15 protein-coding genes are annotated in these 16,880 nt (G+C 70.8%); 9 read left to right on the top strand and 6 right to left on the bottom strand.

What is annotated here, in order from left to right:
- The first annotated feature begins 53 nt into the window (after positions 1-53).
- The 4 genes from ABTW65_RS16660 to ABTW65_RS16675 all read left to right on the top strand — a co-directional run bounded on the left by ABTW65_RS16660 (position 54) and on the right by ABTW65_RS16675 (position 4,132).
- On the top strand, positions 54-707 hold the full coding sequence (locus tag ABTW65_RS16660; RefSeq protein WP_350661972.1) for an LbetaH domain-containing protein: 654 nt from the start codon (positions 54-56) through the stop codon (positions 705-707).
- Positions 704-1,813 carry a DegT/DnrJ/EryC1/StrS family aminotransferase gene (locus ABTW65_RS16665; protein WP_350661974.1) on the top strand — a complete coding sequence of 370 codons (1,110 nt, stop codon included), beginning with the start codon at positions 704-706 and terminating at the stop codon, positions 1,811-1,813. Before ABTW65_RS16660 ends, ABTW65_RS16665 begins: the two co-directional genes overlap by 4 nt.
- Positions 1,806-2,996, top strand: a complete 1,191-nt coding sequence (locus ABTW65_RS16670; protein WP_350661976.1) for a glycosyltransferase — start codon at positions 1,806-1,808, stop codon at positions 2,994-2,996. Before ABTW65_RS16665 ends, ABTW65_RS16670 begins: the two co-directional genes overlap by 8 nt.
- 140 nt (positions 2,997-3,136) lie before the next feature.
- Positions 3,137-4,132 (top strand): hypothetical protein, encoded by a 996-nt coding sequence (locus ABTW65_RS16675; protein WP_350661978.1) that lies wholly within the window; start codon positions 3,137-3,139, stop codon positions 4,130-4,132.
- A 125-nt stretch (positions 4,133-4,257) separates the two neighbouring features.
- On the opposite strand, the gene ABTW65_RS16680 is transcribed toward ABTW65_RS16675, so the two are convergent.
- The 3 genes from ABTW65_RS16680 to ABTW65_RS16690 are packed head-to-tail and all read right to left on the bottom strand — an operon-like array spanning position 4,258 to position 7,949.
- Positions 4,258-5,820: a glycosyltransferase gene (locus tag ABTW65_RS16680; RefSeq protein WP_350661980.1), complete on the bottom strand. Its 1,563-nt coding sequence runs from the start codon at positions 5,818-5,820 to the stop codon at positions 4,258-4,260.
- Positions 5,813-7,282, bottom strand: a complete 1,470-nt coding sequence (locus tag ABTW65_RS16685; protein ID WP_350661982.1) for an oligosaccharide flippase family protein — start codon at positions 7,280-7,282, stop codon at positions 5,813-5,815. The genes ABTW65_RS16680 and ABTW65_RS16685 overlap by 8 nt, the downstream gene beginning before the upstream one ends.
- The gene (locus tag ABTW65_RS16690) at positions 7,275-7,949 is read right to left on the bottom strand and encodes a hypothetical protein (protein WP_350661984.1); all 675 of its coding nucleotides are present in this window, start codon (positions 7,947-7,949) and stop codon (positions 7,275-7,277) included. Before ABTW65_RS16690 ends, ABTW65_RS16685 begins: the two co-directional genes overlap by 8 nt.
- 120 nt (positions 7,950-8,069) lie before the next feature.
- On the opposite strand from ABTW65_RS16690, the gene ABTW65_RS16695 reads away from it, so the two are divergent.
- Both ABTW65_RS16695 and ABTW65_RS16700 read left to right on the top strand, forming a co-directional pair.
- On the top strand, positions 8,070-8,810 hold the full coding sequence (locus tag ABTW65_RS16695) for a YveK family protein (protein WP_350661986.1): 741 nt from the start codon (positions 8,070-8,072) through the stop codon (positions 8,808-8,810).
- Between the two features lie 10 nt (positions 8,811-8,820).
- Positions 8,821-10,134 (top strand): O-antigen ligase family protein, encoded by a 1,314-nt coding sequence (locus tag ABTW65_RS16700; protein WP_350661988.1) that lies wholly within the window; start codon positions 8,821-8,823, stop codon positions 10,132-10,134.
- Positions 10,135-10,144: 10 nt separating this feature from the next.
- Here the strand turns inward: ABTW65_RS16700 and ABTW65_RS16705 are convergent, their stop codons facing one another.
- The 3 genes from ABTW65_RS16705 to ABTW65_RS16715 all read right to left on the bottom strand — a co-directional run bounded on the left by ABTW65_RS16705 (position 10,145) and on the right by ABTW65_RS16715 (position 13,729).
- Complete coding sequence (locus ABTW65_RS16705) at positions 10,145-11,752, bottom strand: DUF4082 domain-containing protein (RefSeq protein ID WP_350661990.1); 1,608 nt, start codon at positions 11,750-11,752, stop codon at positions 10,145-10,147.
- 128 nt (positions 11,753-11,880) lie between these two features.
- Complete coding sequence (locus ABTW65_RS16710; RefSeq protein ID WP_350661992.1) at positions 11,881-12,939, bottom strand: hypothetical protein; 1,059 nt, start codon at positions 12,937-12,939, stop codon at positions 11,881-11,883.
- Positions 12,940-13,063: 124 nt separating this feature from the next.
- On the bottom strand, positions 13,064-13,729 hold the full coding sequence (locus ABTW65_RS16715) for a polysaccharide deacetylase family protein (RefSeq protein WP_350661993.1): 666 nt from the start codon (positions 13,727-13,729) through the stop codon (positions 13,064-13,066).
- 122 nt (positions 13,730-13,851) lie between these two features.
- Here ABTW65_RS16715 and ABTW65_RS16720 point away from each other — a divergent pair, with 122 nt between their 5' ends.
- The 3 genes from ABTW65_RS16720 to ABTW65_RS16730 are packed head-to-tail and all read left to right on the top strand — an operon-like array spanning position 13,852 to position 16,845.
- The gene (locus tag ABTW65_RS16720) at positions 13,852-14,790 is read left to right on the top strand and encodes a glycosyltransferase family 2 protein (RefSeq protein WP_350661995.1); all 939 of its coding nucleotides are present in this window, start codon (positions 13,852-13,854) and stop codon (positions 14,788-14,790) included.
- The gene (locus ABTW65_RS16725; protein WP_350661997.1) at positions 14,787-15,641 is read left to right on the top strand and encodes a GNAT family N-acetyltransferase; all 855 of its coding nucleotides are present in this window, start codon (positions 14,787-14,789) and stop codon (positions 15,639-15,641) included. The genes ABTW65_RS16720 and ABTW65_RS16725 overlap by 4 nt, the downstream gene beginning before the upstream one ends.
- A gap of 1 nt (position 15,642) precedes the next feature.
- The gene (locus ABTW65_RS16730) at positions 15,643-16,845 is read left to right on the top strand and encodes a pyridoxal-dependent decarboxylase, exosortase A system-associated (RefSeq protein ID WP_350661999.1); all 1,203 of its coding nucleotides are present in this window, start codon (positions 15,643-15,645) and stop codon (positions 16,843-16,845) included.
- The last annotated feature ends 35 nt before the right edge of the window (positions 16,846-16,880 follow it).

Genomic DNA, 16,880 nt, shown 5'->3' on the forward strand with positions numbered 1-16,880 from the left:
GGCGGCTGGCCGGCGTCTCCGGGTTCCCGGACGGGCTCTTGGGGAGGGCGTCGATGACCACGCTGGTTCTCGTCGCGGCCAGCGGGCTCGCCGGAGAGATCGCGGCGGCGGCGGAGTACGACGAGATCGTCGCCGTCGACGACGACCGCGAGTGCTGGGGCCAGATGATCGGCTCGGTCGACGGGACCGGCGGGGTCAAGGTCATCGGGCCGGTCGAGGTCGCCACCGACTGCGGTGACGACCTGGTCATCTGCGCCGGGGCCGGGTCGACGCGCCGACGCCTCCACAACCGGCTGATCGGCTACGGGGTGGCGCCGGAGCGCTACGCGACCATCGTCCATCCCACCGCCTCGGTGCCTCCGGGCTGCGAGCTCGGGGCCGGGACCGTGCTGCTCGCCGGGGTCGTGCTGACCGCCGGCGTACGCGTCGGACGCCATGTCGTCGCGATGCCCAACGCGGTCCTCACCCACGACGACATCGTCGGCGACTACGCGACCATCTGCGCCGGGGTGACCCTCGGCGGCGAGGTCGTGATCGGTGAGGCCGCCTACCTCGGGATGAGCTCCTCGGTGCGCCAGCGCACGACCGTCGGAGCCGACTCCGTCCTCGGCATGGGAGCGGTCCTGCTCAACGACCTGCCCGCCGGGGAGACCTGGGCCGGAGTGCCCGCCCGCCGTCTCAATTCACGTCAGGAGCTGATCTGGTGAAGGTGCCGTTCGTCGACCTCGGGTCGCAGCAGTCGGAGATAGAGGACGAGGTACGCCTCGGGCTGGACCGCGTCTTCGAGCGCACCGCCTTCGTGGGCGGGCCGGAGGTGACCTCGTTCGAGCACGCCTATGCGGCCTTCGTCGGTGCCGACCACTGCGTCGGCGTCGGCAACGGGACCGACGCGCTCGAGCTGGCGATGCGGGCCGTCGGGGTGCGGCCCGGTGGCGAGGTGATCGTGCCCGCCAACACCTTCATCGCGACCGCCGAGGCGGCCAGCCGGATCGGTGCCGTACCGGTTCCCGTGGACGTCGACGAGTCGCATTTGTTGATCGACCCGGCCGCGGTCGAGCGAGCGCTCACGCCACGTACGCAGGCGATCGTGCCGGTGCACCTGTTCGGGCAGACGGCATTCGTGGAGCAGCTGCTCCCGCTCGCGTCTGCTGCCGGGATCCCGGTGATCGAGGACGCGGCGCAGTCGCAGGGCGCCCGCCGGAACGGTCGCCCCGGCGGCTCGCTCGCGACTGTCGCGGCGACCAGCTTCTACCCCGGCAAGAACCTCGGCGCGGCCGGTGACGCGGGCGCGGTGACGACCTCCGATCCGGAGATCGCGCGGATGGTCCGGCTGCTCGCCGCGCACGGCTCGGAGACGAAGTACGTCCACGAGGTCGTCGGGATGAACTCCCGTCTCGACACGGTCCAGGCCGTCGTGCTCGCCGCGAAGCTGGCCCGTCTGGAGAAGTGGAACGAGCTGCGCCGGCAGGCCGCCGACCGCTACCACGCGCTTCTCGACGACGTGCCCGGTCTTCGGCTGCCGTCGTCCGCGCCGGGAAACGTCGACGTCTGGCATCTCTATGTCGTCCGGGTCGATCACCGTGACCGGGTGCTCGCGGCGCTGCTGGAGGCTGGCATCGGCACCGGGATCCACTATCCGTTCCCGGTGCATCTGACTGCTGCGTACGCCTCCCTGGGGTTCGGCGAGGGCTCCTTCCCGGTCGCGGAGCGGGCGGCGGGCGAGATCCTGTCGCTGCCGATGTCCCCGCACCTGAGCCCGGAGCAGCAGGAGTACGTCGCCGACGTGCTCACCGCGGCGGTGAGGCATGGGTGAGGTGCGTACACCGGTCTCCATCGTCTGCGTCTACAACGACCCGGCGGTGCTGGAGTCGTGCCTGGCGGCCTCGATCAAGGCCGGTCCGGGAGCATCGCGGCAGACCGAGGTGATTCCCGTCGACAACGTCTCGAATGCGTTCGCGAGCGCCGGTGCGGCGCTGAACCACGGTGCCCGGATGGCACGCAACGAGGTCGTCGTCTTCGTCCACCAGGACGTCTACCTCCACTCGCTGCCCGCGCTCGAGGCCGCCGCCGCGACCCTCCTCGCCGACCCGGCGATCGGGGTGCTGGGCGCGGTCGGGGTCAGCCACCGCGGCGAGGTCGTCGGCGCGATGCGCGACCGGGTCGTCCCGCTCGGCCGCTCCACCTCGGTCCCGGTCGACGTCGACTCGCTCGACGAGGTGCTCTTCATGGTCACCCGCTCACAGGTCCTGCGCGAGCCGCTCTCGGAGTCGCCCGACCTGGCCTGGCACGCGTACGCCGTCGAGTACTGCCTCCGCATGCGCGCCTCCGGCCGCCGCGCCGCCGCCGTCGACATCCCGCTGACCCACAACAGCATGACCACCAACCTCGCCCGCCTAGACGTCGCCCACCGCAGCGTCGGCCACACCTACGCAAGCCTGGTGCCCGTGCGTACGACGTGCGGGATCGTCGCCGGTGAGCACGGTGCCGGGACCACGTCCTGGCCCGTCCGTCGTGCGCGTGGCGCGCGTACGTTCTGGGGCGAGTCCGTCCGTGCCCGCCGGGTGAGGCGCTCGCTGCGCGGGGTTGTTCCGACCCCGGGCCATGCTCGGGGTCAGGTGGTGCTCGCCGACATCCGCCTGCTCGTCGACGACGTCGCCCGGCTCGCCGGCAGCTCCTCGATCCGCGTCATCGACCCCTCCCGCGACGGCACCGTCGGCGAGGCCGAGGGTCTCGAGCGCAACGGCATCGCCTTCTCCGCCGCCACGCTCCGCTGGCCCGGTGTCGTCGCCGCCGTCGCCGCCACCACCCCCGACCAGCTCCTCCTCGTCTCCGGCCTGCGGCCCGAGGAGATCGCCCCCCTCGCCGCCACCACCACCGGCCCCTACGTCGTGGGCCTCGCCCGCGACACCGGCCTCTGGCTCCTCCTCGGCGCCGATCCGGCTGCTCTGGCTCCACTGTGGAGCCGGCCGCGCAACCGGCCGTTCTTCGTCGGGTGACGTGGTGCAGGGATACCCGGTTAACCGGGTATCCCTGCACTTCTCAGGCAATGCAATGCCAGAGAAGTGCAGGAAATGCCAGAGAAGTCAGGCCACATCAGCCGCGCGCACGGCAGTGCAAGGAAACATGAGCGACTGAAATGTCGGTGGCCGTCGGCAGGATGCAGAGCATGACACTCTCATTCGACGATTCTCGGCTCACTCCGATCGCTCTTCGCAAGGAGCTGCTCGACAACGGGCACAACGACAGATCCCTGGCACAAGCACTGCGTACGGGTGCACTCGCGAGACCGAGGCGGGGCGCGTACGTGGATGGAAGTCTTTGGGACGGGCTTTCGGAGGGGGATCGGTACGCAGTCCGCTGCCGTGCGGCGTACCGGCAGTCGAAGACCGACGTGGTCCTCTCCCACACCTCGGCCGTTCCTTTTCGTGACGGGCCGCTGTGGGGTCTGGATCTCGCAGAGGTGCACCTGAGTCGTTCGGACCATCGCACCGGCCGGCGCGAGGCTGGGGTACGCCAACACAGCGGGAAGCTTCTCGACGCGGATGTCGTGACGGAGAACGGCCTTCTGATGACTTCGCCGGAGCGAACGGCCGTGGAGGTGACCACCGTGGCTCCGATGGTCGCGGCTCTCGGCGTCGTCAACGATCTGTTGCATCGGAAGATCACGACCCTCGAGCGCGTGAAGGCACGCTACGAGCTCTCGATGGAGCATTGGCCGAACTCGCTGTCGACCGAGGTCGTGCTGCGGCTTGCGGACCCACGCATCGAGTCGCTCGCTGAGTCACTGTTCGTCGGAGTCGCGTGGCTACAGAGCCTGCCGATGCCGATCCCGCAATACGAGGTGACGGACTCCGAGGGGAGAACTCGGCGACTCGACTTCGCGCTTCCAGAGTTTGGCGTTTGGTTCGAGATCGACGGCAAGGTCAAGTACGAGCGCCCTTATCGGATCGGCGAGACTGCGACCGACGTGGTTCTTCGGGAGAAGCGCCGCCAGGAGCGGATCGCCGAGGCGACGGGGTGGCGCTGTATGCGGATCTCGTGGGCCGATCTGCAAGATCCCGTACGCCTGGCCGCTCGGATCCGCGCATTCCTTGAATCCGGCATCACCGCGCAGGGGCCGCGGAGTGCTTGAGGGGAGCCTCCGCCGCCCGCACTGAGCGGCGTCCGGCAGCCTCGGCAGTCACACGTGTCACAGCGCTCAGGCAATTCCTGCACTTCTCCGGTGTTGCATTGCCAGAGAAGTGCAGGAATACCCGGTTAACCGGGTATTCCTGCCGGCCGGCGGCGCAGCCGCGCGCGAACCGCAGCAGCAGCCCAGTCGGGGGCGAGGTCGCGGACGCGGCCGGCGCCGCCGCGGCGGGTCTGGCGCCACATGGTGATGCGGTCGGTGAGCGGCATCGCGCCGAGGAGACCGGCGGTGATGTCGGCGCCGGTGCGGCTGAACGGGTTGGTCGCCTGGACGGAGACGGTGAGCAGGTCGAGGTGGCCGCGGCCGCGTACGGGGGCGAGCAGGTCGTCGCCGAGGCGCTGGGGGGTCAGGTAGAGAGACTCGGCGTCGGCGACCCAACCGGGGCCGGTGTGGCACTCGAGGATCGCCTGGGCGGTCGAGCTGCCGCGTGAGACCCGCTCACGCGGGCGGCGGACCAGGTCGAGGAGGGTGTCGCGCAGCTGGTCGGCGCTCTTCGGGCGCAGCATGAGGTGGTCGATCCCGGGGGAGTCGGAGCCCCAGACCGCACACTCGGGCCGATGGCCGCGGAAGGTGACGACCGGGTTGCCGAGGCCGCCGGACTCGAGCAGCGAGGTGAGCCCAGCGAACGGGAACGAGTCGAGGTAGACGTCGGCGGCGTGGTGGAGCGGGGCGACGTCGGAGAGCATGCCGACGGCCTGGATCCGTCCGGACGTACGCCGCGCCAGCCCGGCCCACGGCTCAGACTCCGGGTTGGGGCCGGCGACCCGCCACTGCAGGCGGGGTTCGGCGACCACTGCGGACTCGACGGCCGCCAAGAAGGTGTCGCCGCCCTGGAACTTGCTCGAGTCGGCGGCGGTCACGACCAGCACATCGGAGGCACGCACGTCCCACTGCGGCTTCGCCGTCTCGCGACGCTTGGTCCGGCCGCGGACGGACAGCGGCCGGTTGCGCACGATCGACCGCTCCATCGGCAGGCCGCGCCGATGCTGGGCGAGGTCCTGGCCGCTGCGACGCAGGTGGACGACCCGGTCGTAGGCCCGCACCCCGACCCAGAAGACGTGGTCGGTGTTGTCGATGTAGACCACCGGCGGCAGGTCGCGGCGGTCGGCGAAGGCGAGCGCGGGGACCACGTCGAACGGGTGGCAGTGGGAGACCACCAGGTCGGCGGTCGAGGCGAGCGCACGCAGCCGGGCGGCGCGGTGGAGCAGGCTGCCGGGCAGCGTGTCGAGCAGGGTCAGGCCGACCCGGTCCCCGACGCGAGAAGCGATCTTGGCCGGCACCGGCGAGGTCATCTGCCGGGTGGCGACGATCTCGTGGGACCGGTCGGCGAGCTGGTCGGTCCAGCCGGCGATGATCTGGGTGTGCCCGCCGCTTTGGTACATCTGCGTGACCACGTGCAGCGTGCGCCGAGGCCGGGTCGGCACCGGCACCGACGGGAGCGAGCGGCCCAGCTCGGTGAGCAGCAGCTCGAGCGGCTCGTACGCGAACCAGCCGGTGTGGTTGCCCCAGGCGAACTCGGCTGCGGCCTGGGCCAGAGCGGCCGCGCGCTGCGGCCTTCGTCGAGCGGCGGCCGCGGCGGCTGCGTACATCTCCTCGAGGGTGTCGTGGTTGTCGTCGAGACGGTCAGACATGGACGTCCTCGTTCAGTGTCGTGGGGGGCTCACTGGGGGTGGGGGAGCCGGCGCCGGAGCGGAACCAGCTCACGTCCTCGCGCCGGCGCAGCAGCAGCACCGCACACACGGCGGCGAGCACCAGGCCGGTGACCGCGCAGGTCACCCAGACCGACGGCTGCGCGACGCGCATCCCGACGGCCGCAGCCCAGACGGCGAGTGCGCCGAGGGCCGGCAGGGCGGCTCCGGCGGCGAGACCACCGAGGCCGATCCCGGCCCGCGCGAGGTAGAAGAGGTGCAGCGGCAGGATGACGACGAGCCCGACCGCGAACGTGGCCATCCCGACCCCGCCGACGCCGGACCACGCCGCCCCCGCCAGCAACGCCGGCACCAGGGCGATCAGCCAGACGATCTGGATCGTCATCAGGCTGCGCGTCGAACCGGCGATCACCAGGAAGTCGTAGGCGAGCTCGAAGGAGATCCGCAGCACGGCCAGCGCGCCGAGCCAGAGGAGTGGTGCCGCGGCCGCCCGCCACACATCGCCGTAGACGAGCCCGATCACCTCTGGCGCCAGCGCGGCCAGGGCCGAGCAGCCGGGGAGCGTCACGGTCAGCACCAGCGCGGAGAGCCGTGTGAAGGCATGCCGCATCTCGGCCGGGTCCCGCTGCAGCCGGGCGAAGATCACCGGCGTGACCTGCCGCAACGGTCGCGACAGCATCGTGACCGGCCAGCTGGAGAGGTTGAAGGCGACCACGTAGAACCCGAGCGCGGTCGCACCCAGCATGCTGCCGATGACGATCTGGTCGGCGAATCCCACCGCGAAGACCAGGATGCTGGTCACCGCCAACGGGGCACCGAAGCGGAGCAGTGTGACCGCGTGGGCACGGGAGAGCCCCATCCGCCACGGCAGCGGCGACATCCGCAGGAACATCACGGTGGTGACGGATACGCCGAGAAGATGACCGATGACCAGGGAGTACGGACCGGCGCCGGCCAGCGCCAGCCCGAGCATGACGGGGACAGCCACCAGCGTGGCCATCTGGTCGATGAGCATCCGTTTGCCCTGCATCAGGTTGCGCTGCAGCAGCGCCGCCGGGGTCGCGGTGATCCCGCTGAGCACCACCGGGACGGCAAACATCGCCACCAGCACCGCTGCGTCCGGCTCGCCCATCGCCCGCGCGTAGGGGCCGGCCCCGATCACCATCCCCGCGGCGATGAGCAGGCTGGCCACGACCGAGATCGTGGTCACCGTCGGCGCGATCTCGCGCGGGTCGTCCTTCCAGCGCACCACCGCGAGGCTCACGCCGAGCTCGTTGAAGCTCAGCACCGCCATCAGGGCGAGGAAGGCGACGGCGTACGTCCCATAGCTCTCCGGCCCGAGCAGCCGCGCGACCAGGATGCCGACGACCATCGTGCCGAGCTTGGTCACCGCCGTGTTGGCGATGCTCCAAGCGAGAGCGGTGTGGGGGCGGGTCTCAGCCAAGGTCGGTCTCCGGCGGCGTCTCGGCGCGGCGCGCTTTGCGCCGCAACAGGATCGGGTCGATGCGTACGACGAGGTAGAGGGTCGCCGCGGCGCCGAGCAGCCCGGAGACGGCGAACGCCCGCTTCGAGTCCCCGCCGACGGGGTAGACGACGGTCGAGCCGGGCGCCTCCTTGGTGGTCATCCGGAACGCCTTGGCCACCCGGTACTCGTCCTGCACCCGGTCGAGCTCGGCGGTCATCTCCTCGACCAGCTGCTCCTTGCGGGTGCGAACAGTCTCCGGGTCGGGGCCGACGACCTCGATGATCAGCCACTGGTCGGTGTAGTTGGGCGCCCACTGGCCGCCGGTGTCGGGCAGCCGGACGGTCCATCCGTCACGTACGCCCATCCCGATCAGCCCCGCGTCGGTGGCGGTGAACTTCGGAATCTGCCGGGTGCCGACGACAAGCTTGCCGACCACGCCGGCGGTGATCACCAGGTCCTCGGAGGTCGCCCGCAGCGCGTTGGGATACTGCGCGTTCTTCGGCGCCAGGAAGACCAGGTCCGTACGCGTCCAGTAGACGCTGCGGTCCTGGCTCGCGTAGTTCGCGGCGGCGAGGGTGAGGATCGCGCCGACCACCACGATCGGCCATCGTCGGACCATCGCCCGCAGCAGGTCCCACAGCGCCATGGTCGGAACGCTAGGTCCGCCGAGGTCGAGTCCGCCCAGGTCAGCGGGGTCATCGCCCAAATCGGGTAGGACCTCGGCGAGGTCGGCTCGCACCCATCCTGGATCGGTACGTTCGGGCGCATGGTCTTGTCGGAGTTCGTCGGTGCGATCCGGCGGCGTTGGTATCTCGCGGTGGTCGGCATCCTCCTGACCGGAGTGCTCGGCTGGAGCGCGTCGGCCTTTGTGGCACCGACCTACACCGCCCGGGGCCTGGTCCTGATGCTCCCCTCCAAGAACGCGGTCGGCCCCGGCGGCAACCCGTTCCTGGGGCTCGGCGGGCTCGACCTGCCGGCCCGAGTGGTGGTCGCCTACTACACGTCCGCACCCGCCCAGGAGGCGATCGCGGAGGTCACCCCGGGTGCCGCGGTCACGGTCACGATGGAGGAGTCGACGCGCGGCCCCGTGATCGCGATCGACGTCAGTGCGGACAGCGAGGCCAACGCCATCGAGGCGCTCGACTTCGTCGCCGACTCCATCCCGGAGACCCTCGGCCGGCTCCAGGACGAGGTCAATGCGAAGGGCAACGCCCGGCTGCGCTCCCGGCCGCTCGCGCTGGACGAGACGGCAGCCATCGACGGCAGCGGTCCGCTCCGGGCGCGGATCATGGCAGTCGTGCTCGGTCTCGCGATGACCGCGGTGCTGGTCTACGCGATCGACGGGATCGTGCTGCGCCGACGCCTGGCTCGCGAGGAGCGGGCCGCGTCCCTGGCTGCCCAGGACGCCGCCTACGACGACGAGCCTGAAGACGACCAGTACGACCAAGGCGACCGCGACCGGGACGACCGTGGCGACGACCACGTCGTCCAGCGCCTCCACGGCTGAGGCGAGAACGATGGCCGTACGCCGTGGTGTCGATGCGGTGACGTGGCTGAGCCTCTACACGTTCGCCCTTTTCGTGATCCCCTCCTGGCTGGTCTTCCGGCCGCTGGGCAGCGCCGGGTCGGTCTCGATGCTGATGGGGCTGGGCAGCTTCGCGCTCTGGGTGCTGCTGAGCATCGGCCGGCCGCTGCCGGTGGACCGGCCCGCGCAGCCGATGCGGCTGGTGCTGGCGCTGTTCCTGTTCAGCGTCGGGGTCACCTACGTCATCGCGATGTCGCGTCCGATCAGCCGCGACGAGGTGAGCCCGGCCGACGTCGCGATCCTCGCGATGGTCTCCTGGGTGGGCACGCTGCTGCTCGCGGGCGACGCCATCCCGAGCATGGCCAGGATCCATGTGCTGGTGTGGCGGCTGGTCGTGGGCGGCAGCTTCCTCGCGGTCCTCGGCCTGGCCCAATTCTTCCTCCGGCAGATCTTCGTCGACCGGATCTCGTTCCCCGTCCTGACCCCGATGACGACGGTCGAGCTGGCGATGCGCAACGGCCTGGTACGTCCCGCCGGCACCGCCCTGAGCCCGATCGAGTACGGCACCCTGATGGGGATGCTGGTGCCGATCGCGCTCCACGTCGGCTTCCAGCACCGCAACCTCAACCCGCTCGTACGCTGGGCGCCGGTCGTGCTGATCTGCATGATCATCGCCGCCTCCTCGAGCCGGTCGGCCTACCTCGGCGCCGCCATCGCGGTGGCGGTCTGCATGATCGGCTGGTCGCGCAAGCAGCGGGCGATGGTGCTGGGACTCGCGGTCGGCGGGCTGGGGCTGGTGTTCCTGGTCGCGCCCCGGATCATCAACTCGGTGACCGGCATGTTCGTCGGTGCCGAGGAGGACCCGAGCGTCACTTCGCGCACCGACAGCTACGGCGTGGCCTGGTTCTTCGTCGACCGCAACCCGTTCTTCGGGCGCGGGCTGGGGACGTTCCTGCCGAAGTACCGCATCTTCGACAACCAGTACCTCCAGATGATGGTGAGCATCGGGATCATCGGCGTACTTCTCTTCGTGGCGTTCGTCGTCGCGACGTTCATCCAGCTCGCCAGGGTCTACCGCGCCTGCGAGGACCCGAAGACGCGCGACCTCGTCGTCGCGCTCATCGGCGCCGCCGCAGCCGGCTTCGCCGGGCTGGCCTTCTTCGACGCGTTCGCCTTCCCGATGACCATGGGCACGATCTTCCTCGTGCTCGGGCTGGCGAGCGCGGTCACCCGGCTGAACGCGAAGGCGCCACCGGATCGCGCCGCGGCCAGGCGCGAGGTCGCGCAGACCGTACGACCAGGATGACCCGTCCCGGTCAGGTCGTGCAGGGCAGGTTGCGCACCACGACGGGCTGGCCGGCGGAGTTCAGTGTCGCGGTCGCGGCCTGCCACTGGGTGACCAGGCTGCACCTGACGTCGAGCGGCCCGAAGACCCAGCTCCGGTCGACCACGTACAGGTTCCTCACCGTGCCCGGTGTGCCGAGCCGGAACGGGTAGCCGCCGCCGCTCACGACCAGGCCGTCGATGTCGACGGAGGTGTTGTCCTGGTCGGGGTAGAAGAACGGGGCGGTGCCGCCACAGCCGTTGGTGTCGACGAAGTCGATGACCGTCTTCCGGACGGTGAGCGCCCCACCGCCGTAGCCCTGGATGCCGTCACCGTGCCAGTCGGTGCAGACGTCGGGAGAGACGACACGTACGTAGGAGTCGTAGATCGCGACGCCGCCGCACGCCGACCCTCCCTGGGCCCGGAAGCCCTCCGGAACCCCGTCGATGAGTACGTTGCGCGCCGTGTAACCGCCCGAGGTGACCGCAGGCCAGGCCTCGTCCGTCGTCGGGGCCGAGCCACGAACGATCTCGGAGTCCTCGATGACGAGACCGGTCGCGCAGGTGGCACTGGCGTAGTTGACGATCACCGAGCCGACCGCCTGCACCCGGCGCAGGGTCACGTTCTTGGCGGTGACGTTGATCGTCCCGTTCGTCACGCGCAGGTCCTCGACGACCGCCCCAGGCGTACTGATCGTGTACGTCCCGGTCACCGACCGCTTCGGCTGCCAGCCGTCCGGCAGCCCGGCCGAGGCGCGGGTCGGGAAGCCACCGGTGGGAGGGGCGGAGGTGGGCGTGGGGGCGGACGTCGTCGGAGTGCTGGTCGGGGAGCTCGGGGAGGTCGACGGAGCTGTCGGTGAGCTCGCCGGCGCGCTCGGGCTGACGCTCGTCGAGGGGCTGGGACTCCGGGACGGCGGCGCGCTGGAGGGCGATGCACTGCCGGACGGCGTCGGTGAGGTCGTCGGCTCCTCGCCAGAGCCGGTCGGCCGTACGACGACGTCGACCTGGTAGTTGGTGGCGCGGTAGGTCGACCGGGGGAACTCGCCCGGCCGGTAGCTGTAGACACCCGCGTTCGCGCCGGCCGACAGCGGACCGTTACTGATCGGACGGTCGAAGAAGTGCTCGTCGGTCGAGTAGTGGCCACCGGGCGCGGTGTACGAGACGACGTAGGAGCGGCCCGGCTCGAGACGTACCGCCCGGTCGAGCTTGGCGACCCGCAGGCCGTCTCCGGCCGCGCCGCCGAGCTGGACGCGGGCGAGCGGGCGGCCCCGTCCCGACCACAGGGTCGCCTGGTGCGGGCCATGGTTGTTCGGGCCCAGGTACACCTGGACCGCGACCGCCTCGACAGGCTCCGAGGTCCGGAACCGCAGCCCGAGCTCGACCGGCCGGGAGTCGGGGTCCGTCAGGACCGCGGGGACCGCGTCGTCGGGGAGAAGGCTGACCGTCTCCGGGTGCGCGGTCGCCGTGCCGAATGCCCACAGGGCGCTGCCCGCGATGAGGGTGACCAGGACGCTGGCGAAGGCGGTACGCCGCCACCGGGTGGTCCTGCGGCGACCGTGGGGAGGGTGGTCGATCCGTCGTCGATGCGTGCTGGGGGGCATGCTGGGGGAGGGCATGAATGCACCTGTTCGTATGGGATACCGCCGAAGGCATCGACACTACGTTTGATCCGTCCGGGACAGACACCCCCAAAACTCGGTATCTATCGCGGGTTTTCGAGCCCCAGCCGTCACTCGCAGGGTAGGTCGCGGATCGGGACGGGCTGGCCAGCTGAGTCCATGGTGACCACGGCCGCGCTCCAGTCGGTGACCACCGAGCAGTCGACGTCGAGGGGGCTGTAGACCCAGCTCTGGTCGACCACGTACAGGTTGCGGATCGGCCCGGGCATGCCGTTGCGGAACGGGTAGCCGCCGCCGGCGACGACCAGGCCGTCGATGTCGACCGACTCGTTGCCCTGACCCTCGGGGTTGAAGAACGGGGCGGTGCCGTGGCACTCGTTCTTGACGTCCAGGATCATCACCGTTCGGCGTACCTTGACCTTGCCGCCGCCGTAGCCCTGCAGGCCGTCGCCGTGCCAGTCGCTGCACACGTCCGGCGAGGTGACCCGGATGAAGGAGTCCTGGATGCCGATGCCGCCGCAGCGCTCCTTGTTGGATGCACGCAGGCCCTCGGGTACGCCGTCGATGACGACGTTGCGGACCGTGTAGCCGCCCGCGGAGACCGCCGGCCAGGCCTCCTCGGTCGTGGGGGCGCTGCTCCGGATGAAGTCGGAGTCCTCGATCAGCAGTCCGGCGTTGCACTGGTCGTTGTAGTCGTTGACCACGACCGAGGCGATCGCCTCGACGCGGCGCAGGGTCACGCCGGGCGCGGTGACGTAGATGACGCCGTTGGTGATCCGCAGGTCCTCCACGACCGCTCCGCGATGCCGGATCCAGTAGTCGCCGGTCGCGGTGCGCTTCGGCTTCCAACCGTCGGGCAGCCCTGCGGACTCACGGGTGGGGAAGCCCTTGGCAGGCGGCGCGGCGGTCGACGACTGCTTACGCTCCGGGGTCGCCGACGGCGCGGGCGTCGCCGACGGCGGGGCCGACGAGACCAACGGGCTCGCGTCGGCCGAGGGAGTGGGGGAGGGGGACACGCTCGCGGGTGGATTGACCGTCGGCAGCGAGTCGGTGCCGACGTTGCGTACCGGGCTCGTGCTGGGCCACAGGAACCAGGTCAGGGCGACCAGCAGCAGAGCCAGCCCACCCGCGATCGCGATCCGCCGGCGCCGGCCTGGCTTGGTTGGCATGTGTTCGCACCCGTTCGCGTCTCGATGGCCATTGTCTTGTCGGCACTGTCGTGTCGACCCTGCCCGACCTCATGGTCGGGGGCATCCTTCAAACTGATTACTTCTCTCAGGCTGGTGCAGGGGTTCAGCGCAGCCTCTTGACCAGGCCCGCAGCCTGGCGTTCCACCCTTCTGGCGATGCCCTGCCCGGTCAGGATCTGGCTGCGTACGCTGGCCCCGTCGTCGTCCGCGGTGATGCTGAACCTCGGCTGCAGCCAGGCTCCGGCCACCGCTTGGGCACGGTCGCTGGTGTAGACGTGCTGGTAGCTCAGGCGACGCAGGTGACGCAGCGTGGCGCGGTCATAACGGCCCAGCGGGAGCGCCGCCTCGTCCACCGTCTCGCCGGCCGCCATGGTGATGTGCTCGCGGGCCTGGATCAGCTCGCGGCGTACGCCCGCCGCATCGAGGCCACGCCAGCTGACGTGGTCCATGCCGTGGGTGCCGATCCGCATGCCCGCCACCCGGAGGAGACGGACGTCGAGGCGGTCGACGCTCCCCGGCTTCCCCAGCCGTCCGGCCAGTACGAAGAAGGTCGCGGTCAGGCCGCGTGCCTGCAGGCCGGACAGCCCGATCGCGACGTCGGAGTGGTTGCCGTCGTCGAAGCTGATCCGCACCTCGGGGCGCCCGGCGACGGCATCGAGGATGTCCTCGTAGGCGTCCTGGCTGATCCAGTAGCGGTCCTCGCCCGGCTCCAGCTCGCGCTCGGGCTCGCCAATGCCGTGGAAGCAGATGTTGGTCACGTGGGCGGGCATGTCGTCCACGCTAAGGATCCGGAGACCGCGTCCGGCCGACCTGTGGGAAGGCCTACCTCATACGGGGGATCTGCGGTCGGGAGGAGGGTCCGGTGGGGGTGGACCCCGCCGAGACTCATGACGTGTCGCTCCCCATCCGAACCATCGCCGTCGTGGTGGTGACCTACAACAGCGCTCATCTGCTGGCCGATCTCGTCGGCTCTCTGCCGGGTGGGCTGGCCGGTCTCGGGTGGCGGCTGGTGGTCGCCGACAACGCCTCCGCCGACGACACCGTGGCGACCGCGCGCCGCCTCGCGCCGGACGCGACCGTCGTCGAGACCGGCCGCAACGGCGGCTACGCCGCCGGGATCAACGCGGGTGTCGCAGCCGCCTTCGCTTCGGATCCCGACATCGACGCGGTGTTGGTGCTCAATCCGGACGTACGTCTCGAGCCGGACTGTGGCGCCGCGCTCGCCCGCGAGCTCGCGCCCGGGGTCGGCGTGGCCGTGCCCCGGCTGGTCGACGCCGAGGGCCGGCTGATCGAGTCGATGCGTGGCGCGCCGAGCCTGGTACGGGCCTTTGCCGACGCCGTCGTGGGCGCCAACCGTGCCGGCCGGGTCCGGTGGGCGGGGGAGATCGTGGCCGACCCGGCGGAGTACGAGCGCGGCCAGGACACCGACTGGGCCGAGGGGTCGACACAGTTGATCAGCGCCGAGTGCTGGCGCGCGTGTGGCCCCTGGGACGAGTCCTACTTCCTCTACTCCGAGGAGACCGAGTTCCACCTGCGTGCCCGCGACCGCGGCTTCCGGGTGCGGTTCGCGCCCGCCGCCCGCGCCGTGCACCTCGGCGGCGAGTCCACCACCTCACCAGGACTGTGGGCGCTTCTGGTCGCCAACCGGGTGCGGCTCTTCACGGTCCGCCGCGGGCGGGTCCAGGGGGCTGCGTACTGGCTGATGGTCCTGGCCCGCGAGTGCAGCCGGGCGCTGCTGGGGAAGCAGACGTCGCGACGCGCGGTACGCACCCTGGTCAGCCCCCGCCGGATGAGCGCCCCGCGTGGGCCCGAGTGGGTGGCGAGCGCATGAAGGCCGTGCTCGCCCCGATCACCGCCGAGGACCTCCCGGCCGTCTCGACGTTCCTGCACGAGCAGCTGAACCCGCGGGTGCGGGAGCTGGAGTGGACCCAGGCGCTGCGGGTGCCGTGGGACGTACCCCAGCCCAACCACGGGTTCTTTCTCGCCGAGGGGGAGCGGGTCGTCGGGGCCTATCTCGCCTACTACTCCGAGCGTCGGATCGGCGCGGAGACGCTGCAGATCTGCAACCTGGGCGCCTGGTGCGTGCTCGACAGCCACCGTCATTCGGGGCTGCGGCTGCTGACCACTTTGCTCAAGCAGCCCGGCTACGAGTTCACCGACTTCTCGCCCTCGGGCAACGTGATCGCGCTCAACCGGAAGCTCAAGTTCACCGACCTGGACACGACCACCTCGCTGGTGCCCGCTGTGGCGCTGCCGAGGCGGCGCGGGGTGCGGGTGAGCAGTCGTCCCGACGTACTGGACTCGGTCCTGCAGGGCGAGGAGCGGGACCTCTATGCCGACCACCGTGCCGCGGCGGCGGCCCGGCACGTGGTGCTGAGCACGGGCTCCGAGCACTGCTACGTCGTGGCCCGCAAGGACACGCGCAAGGGCGTACGCGCCTTCGCCTCGGTCCTCTACGCGAGCAACCCGGAGCTGCTCCGGCGGCACGCGCCGCGGCTGGCCTCGCACCTGCTGACCCAGCATGGCGTCGCGGCGACCCTGGTCGAGCACCGGGTCGCGGGCGGGGCGCCGGACGGTTCCTACCGGCTCTCGCGGTCGCGGCCGAAGATGCTGCGCAGCGACGCCCTCGACCCGGCCCGGGTCGACTACCTGTACAGCGAGCTGACATGTCTGGAGTGGTGAGATGCCGAACGTCGGCGGTGTGACCGTCGGGGGCGTGCCCGTGCGGCTGCTGGCGGAACGGGTCGGATCGACCCCGTTCTTCGCCTACGACCGGGCCGCGATCGACGCCCGGGTCGCCTCGCTGCGCGAGGCGCTGCCCGGGGACGTGCACCTGAGCTATGCGGTCAAGGCCAACCCGATGCCCGCGGTCGTGCAGCACCTGGCCCGCACCGTCGACGCGCTCGACGTCGCCTCGGGGGCCGAGATGAGGGTGGCGCTCGACACCGGGACGGATCCGGGTGCGGTGAGCTTCGCGGGGCCGGGAAAGTCGGTCGGCGAGCTGTCCCAGGCCGTCGCGGCCGGGGTGCTCGTCGAGATCGAGTCGCCGCTGGAGGCCGACCGCCTGGTCGAGGCCGCCGAGCGGCTCGGGATCCGGCCGCGGGTCGCGGTGCGGGTCAACCCGGACTTCGAGGTCAAGGGCTCCGGGATGCGGATGGGCGGCGGGGCTCAGCAGTTCGGGGTCGACGCCGAGACGGTGCCGCTGCTGCTCAAGACGCTGCACGACCGCGACGTCGAGGTGGCCGGCTTCCATGTCTTCTCCGGCTCCCAGAACCTGCACGCCGAGATCCTCGCCGAGGCTCAGGAGCGCACCGTCGACCTCGTCCTGCGGCTGGCCGGTGACCTTCCTTCGGCGATGACCTATCTCAACATCGGCGGAGGCTTCGGCATCCCGTACTACACCCAGGATCAGCCGCTCGACCTCCCGCTGGTCGGGGCGCGCCTCGAGGAGCTGCTCGCCGCTAGGGTCCGTCCTTCGCTGCCGTCCGCGCAGGTCGTCATCGAGCTCGGCCGCTACCTGATCGGCGAGGCCGGGGTCTATGTGACGAGGGTCGTCGACCGCAAGATCTCCCGCGGCAAGACCTTCCTGATCGTCGACGGCGGCATGCACCACCAGCTCGCTGCCTCCGGCAACTTCGGGCAGGTCATCCGCCGCAACTACCCGATCTCGGTCGCTGCGGCTGCTGGTGATGCTGAGGCTGCGGAGGAGACCGTGCAGGTAGTCGGCTGCCTGTGCACGCCCCTGGACCTGCTCGGCGACAAGGTGAGCCTGCCGCGCGCCGAGGTGGGCGACCTGGTCGTGGTCCACCAGGCCGGGGCGTACGGCCTCACCGCCAGCCCCACCGCCTTCCTGAGCCACCCGGCGCCGCTCGAAGTGCTCGTCTGAGTCCCCAGAATCTTCCGAACCGAAGGAGTACGTCC

Origin of the sequence: Nocardioides sp. NPDC127503 (assembly GCF_040302165.1) — a bacterium.
Taxonomy (GTDB): domain Bacteria; phylum Actinomycetota; class Actinomycetes; order Propionibacteriales; family Nocardioidaceae; genus Nocardioides.

Excerpts from the sequence above, each read along its gene's own strand:
- ABTW65_RS16730 (WP_350661999.1), top strand. The coding sequence starts at position 15,643 with ATGCCGAACGTCGGCGGTGTGACCGTCGGGGGCGTGCCCGTGCGGCTG.
- ABTW65_RS16680 (WP_350661980.1), bottom strand. The coding sequence starts at position 5,820 with ATGTCTGACCGTCTCGACGACAACCACGACACCCTCGAGGAGATGTAC.
- ABTW65_RS16695 (WP_350661986.1), top strand. The coding sequence starts at position 8,070 with ATGGTCTTGTCGGAGTTCGTCGGTGCGATCCGGCGGCGTTGGTATCTC.
- ABTW65_RS16725 (WP_350661997.1), top strand. The coding sequence starts at position 14,787 with ATGAAGGCCGTGCTCGCCCCGATCACCGCCGAGGACCTCCCGGCCGTC.
- ABTW65_RS16670 (WP_350661976.1), top strand. The coding sequence starts at position 1,806 with ATGGGTGAGGTGCGTACACCGGTCTCCATCGTCTGCGTCTACAACGAC.
- ABTW65_RS16690 (WP_350661984.1), bottom strand. The coding sequence starts at position 7,949 with ATGGCGCTGTGGGACCTGCTGCGGGCGATGGTCCGACGATGGCCGATC.
- ABTW65_RS16660 (WP_350661972.1), top strand. The coding sequence starts at position 54 with ATGACCACGCTGGTTCTCGTCGCGGCCAGCGGGCTCGCCGGAGAGATC.
- ABTW65_RS16710 (WP_350661992.1), bottom strand. The coding sequence starts at position 12,939 with ATGCCAACCAAGCCAGGCCGGCGCCGGCGGATCGCGATCGCGGGTGGG.
- ABTW65_RS16715 (WP_350661993.1), bottom strand. The coding sequence starts at position 13,729 with ATGCCCGCCCACGTGACCAACATCTGCTTCCACGGCATTGGCGAGCCC.
- ABTW65_RS16700 (WP_350661988.1), top strand. The coding sequence starts at position 8,821 with ATGGCCGTACGCCGTGGTGTCGATGCGGTGACGTGGCTGAGCCTCTAC.
- ABTW65_RS16705 (WP_350661990.1), bottom strand. The coding sequence starts at position 11,752 with ATGCCCCCCAGCACGCATCGACGACGGATCGACCACCCTCCCCACGGT.
- ABTW65_RS16675 (WP_350661978.1), top strand. The coding sequence starts at position 3,137 with ATGTCGGTGGCCGTCGGCAGGATGCAGAGCATGACACTCTCATTCGAC.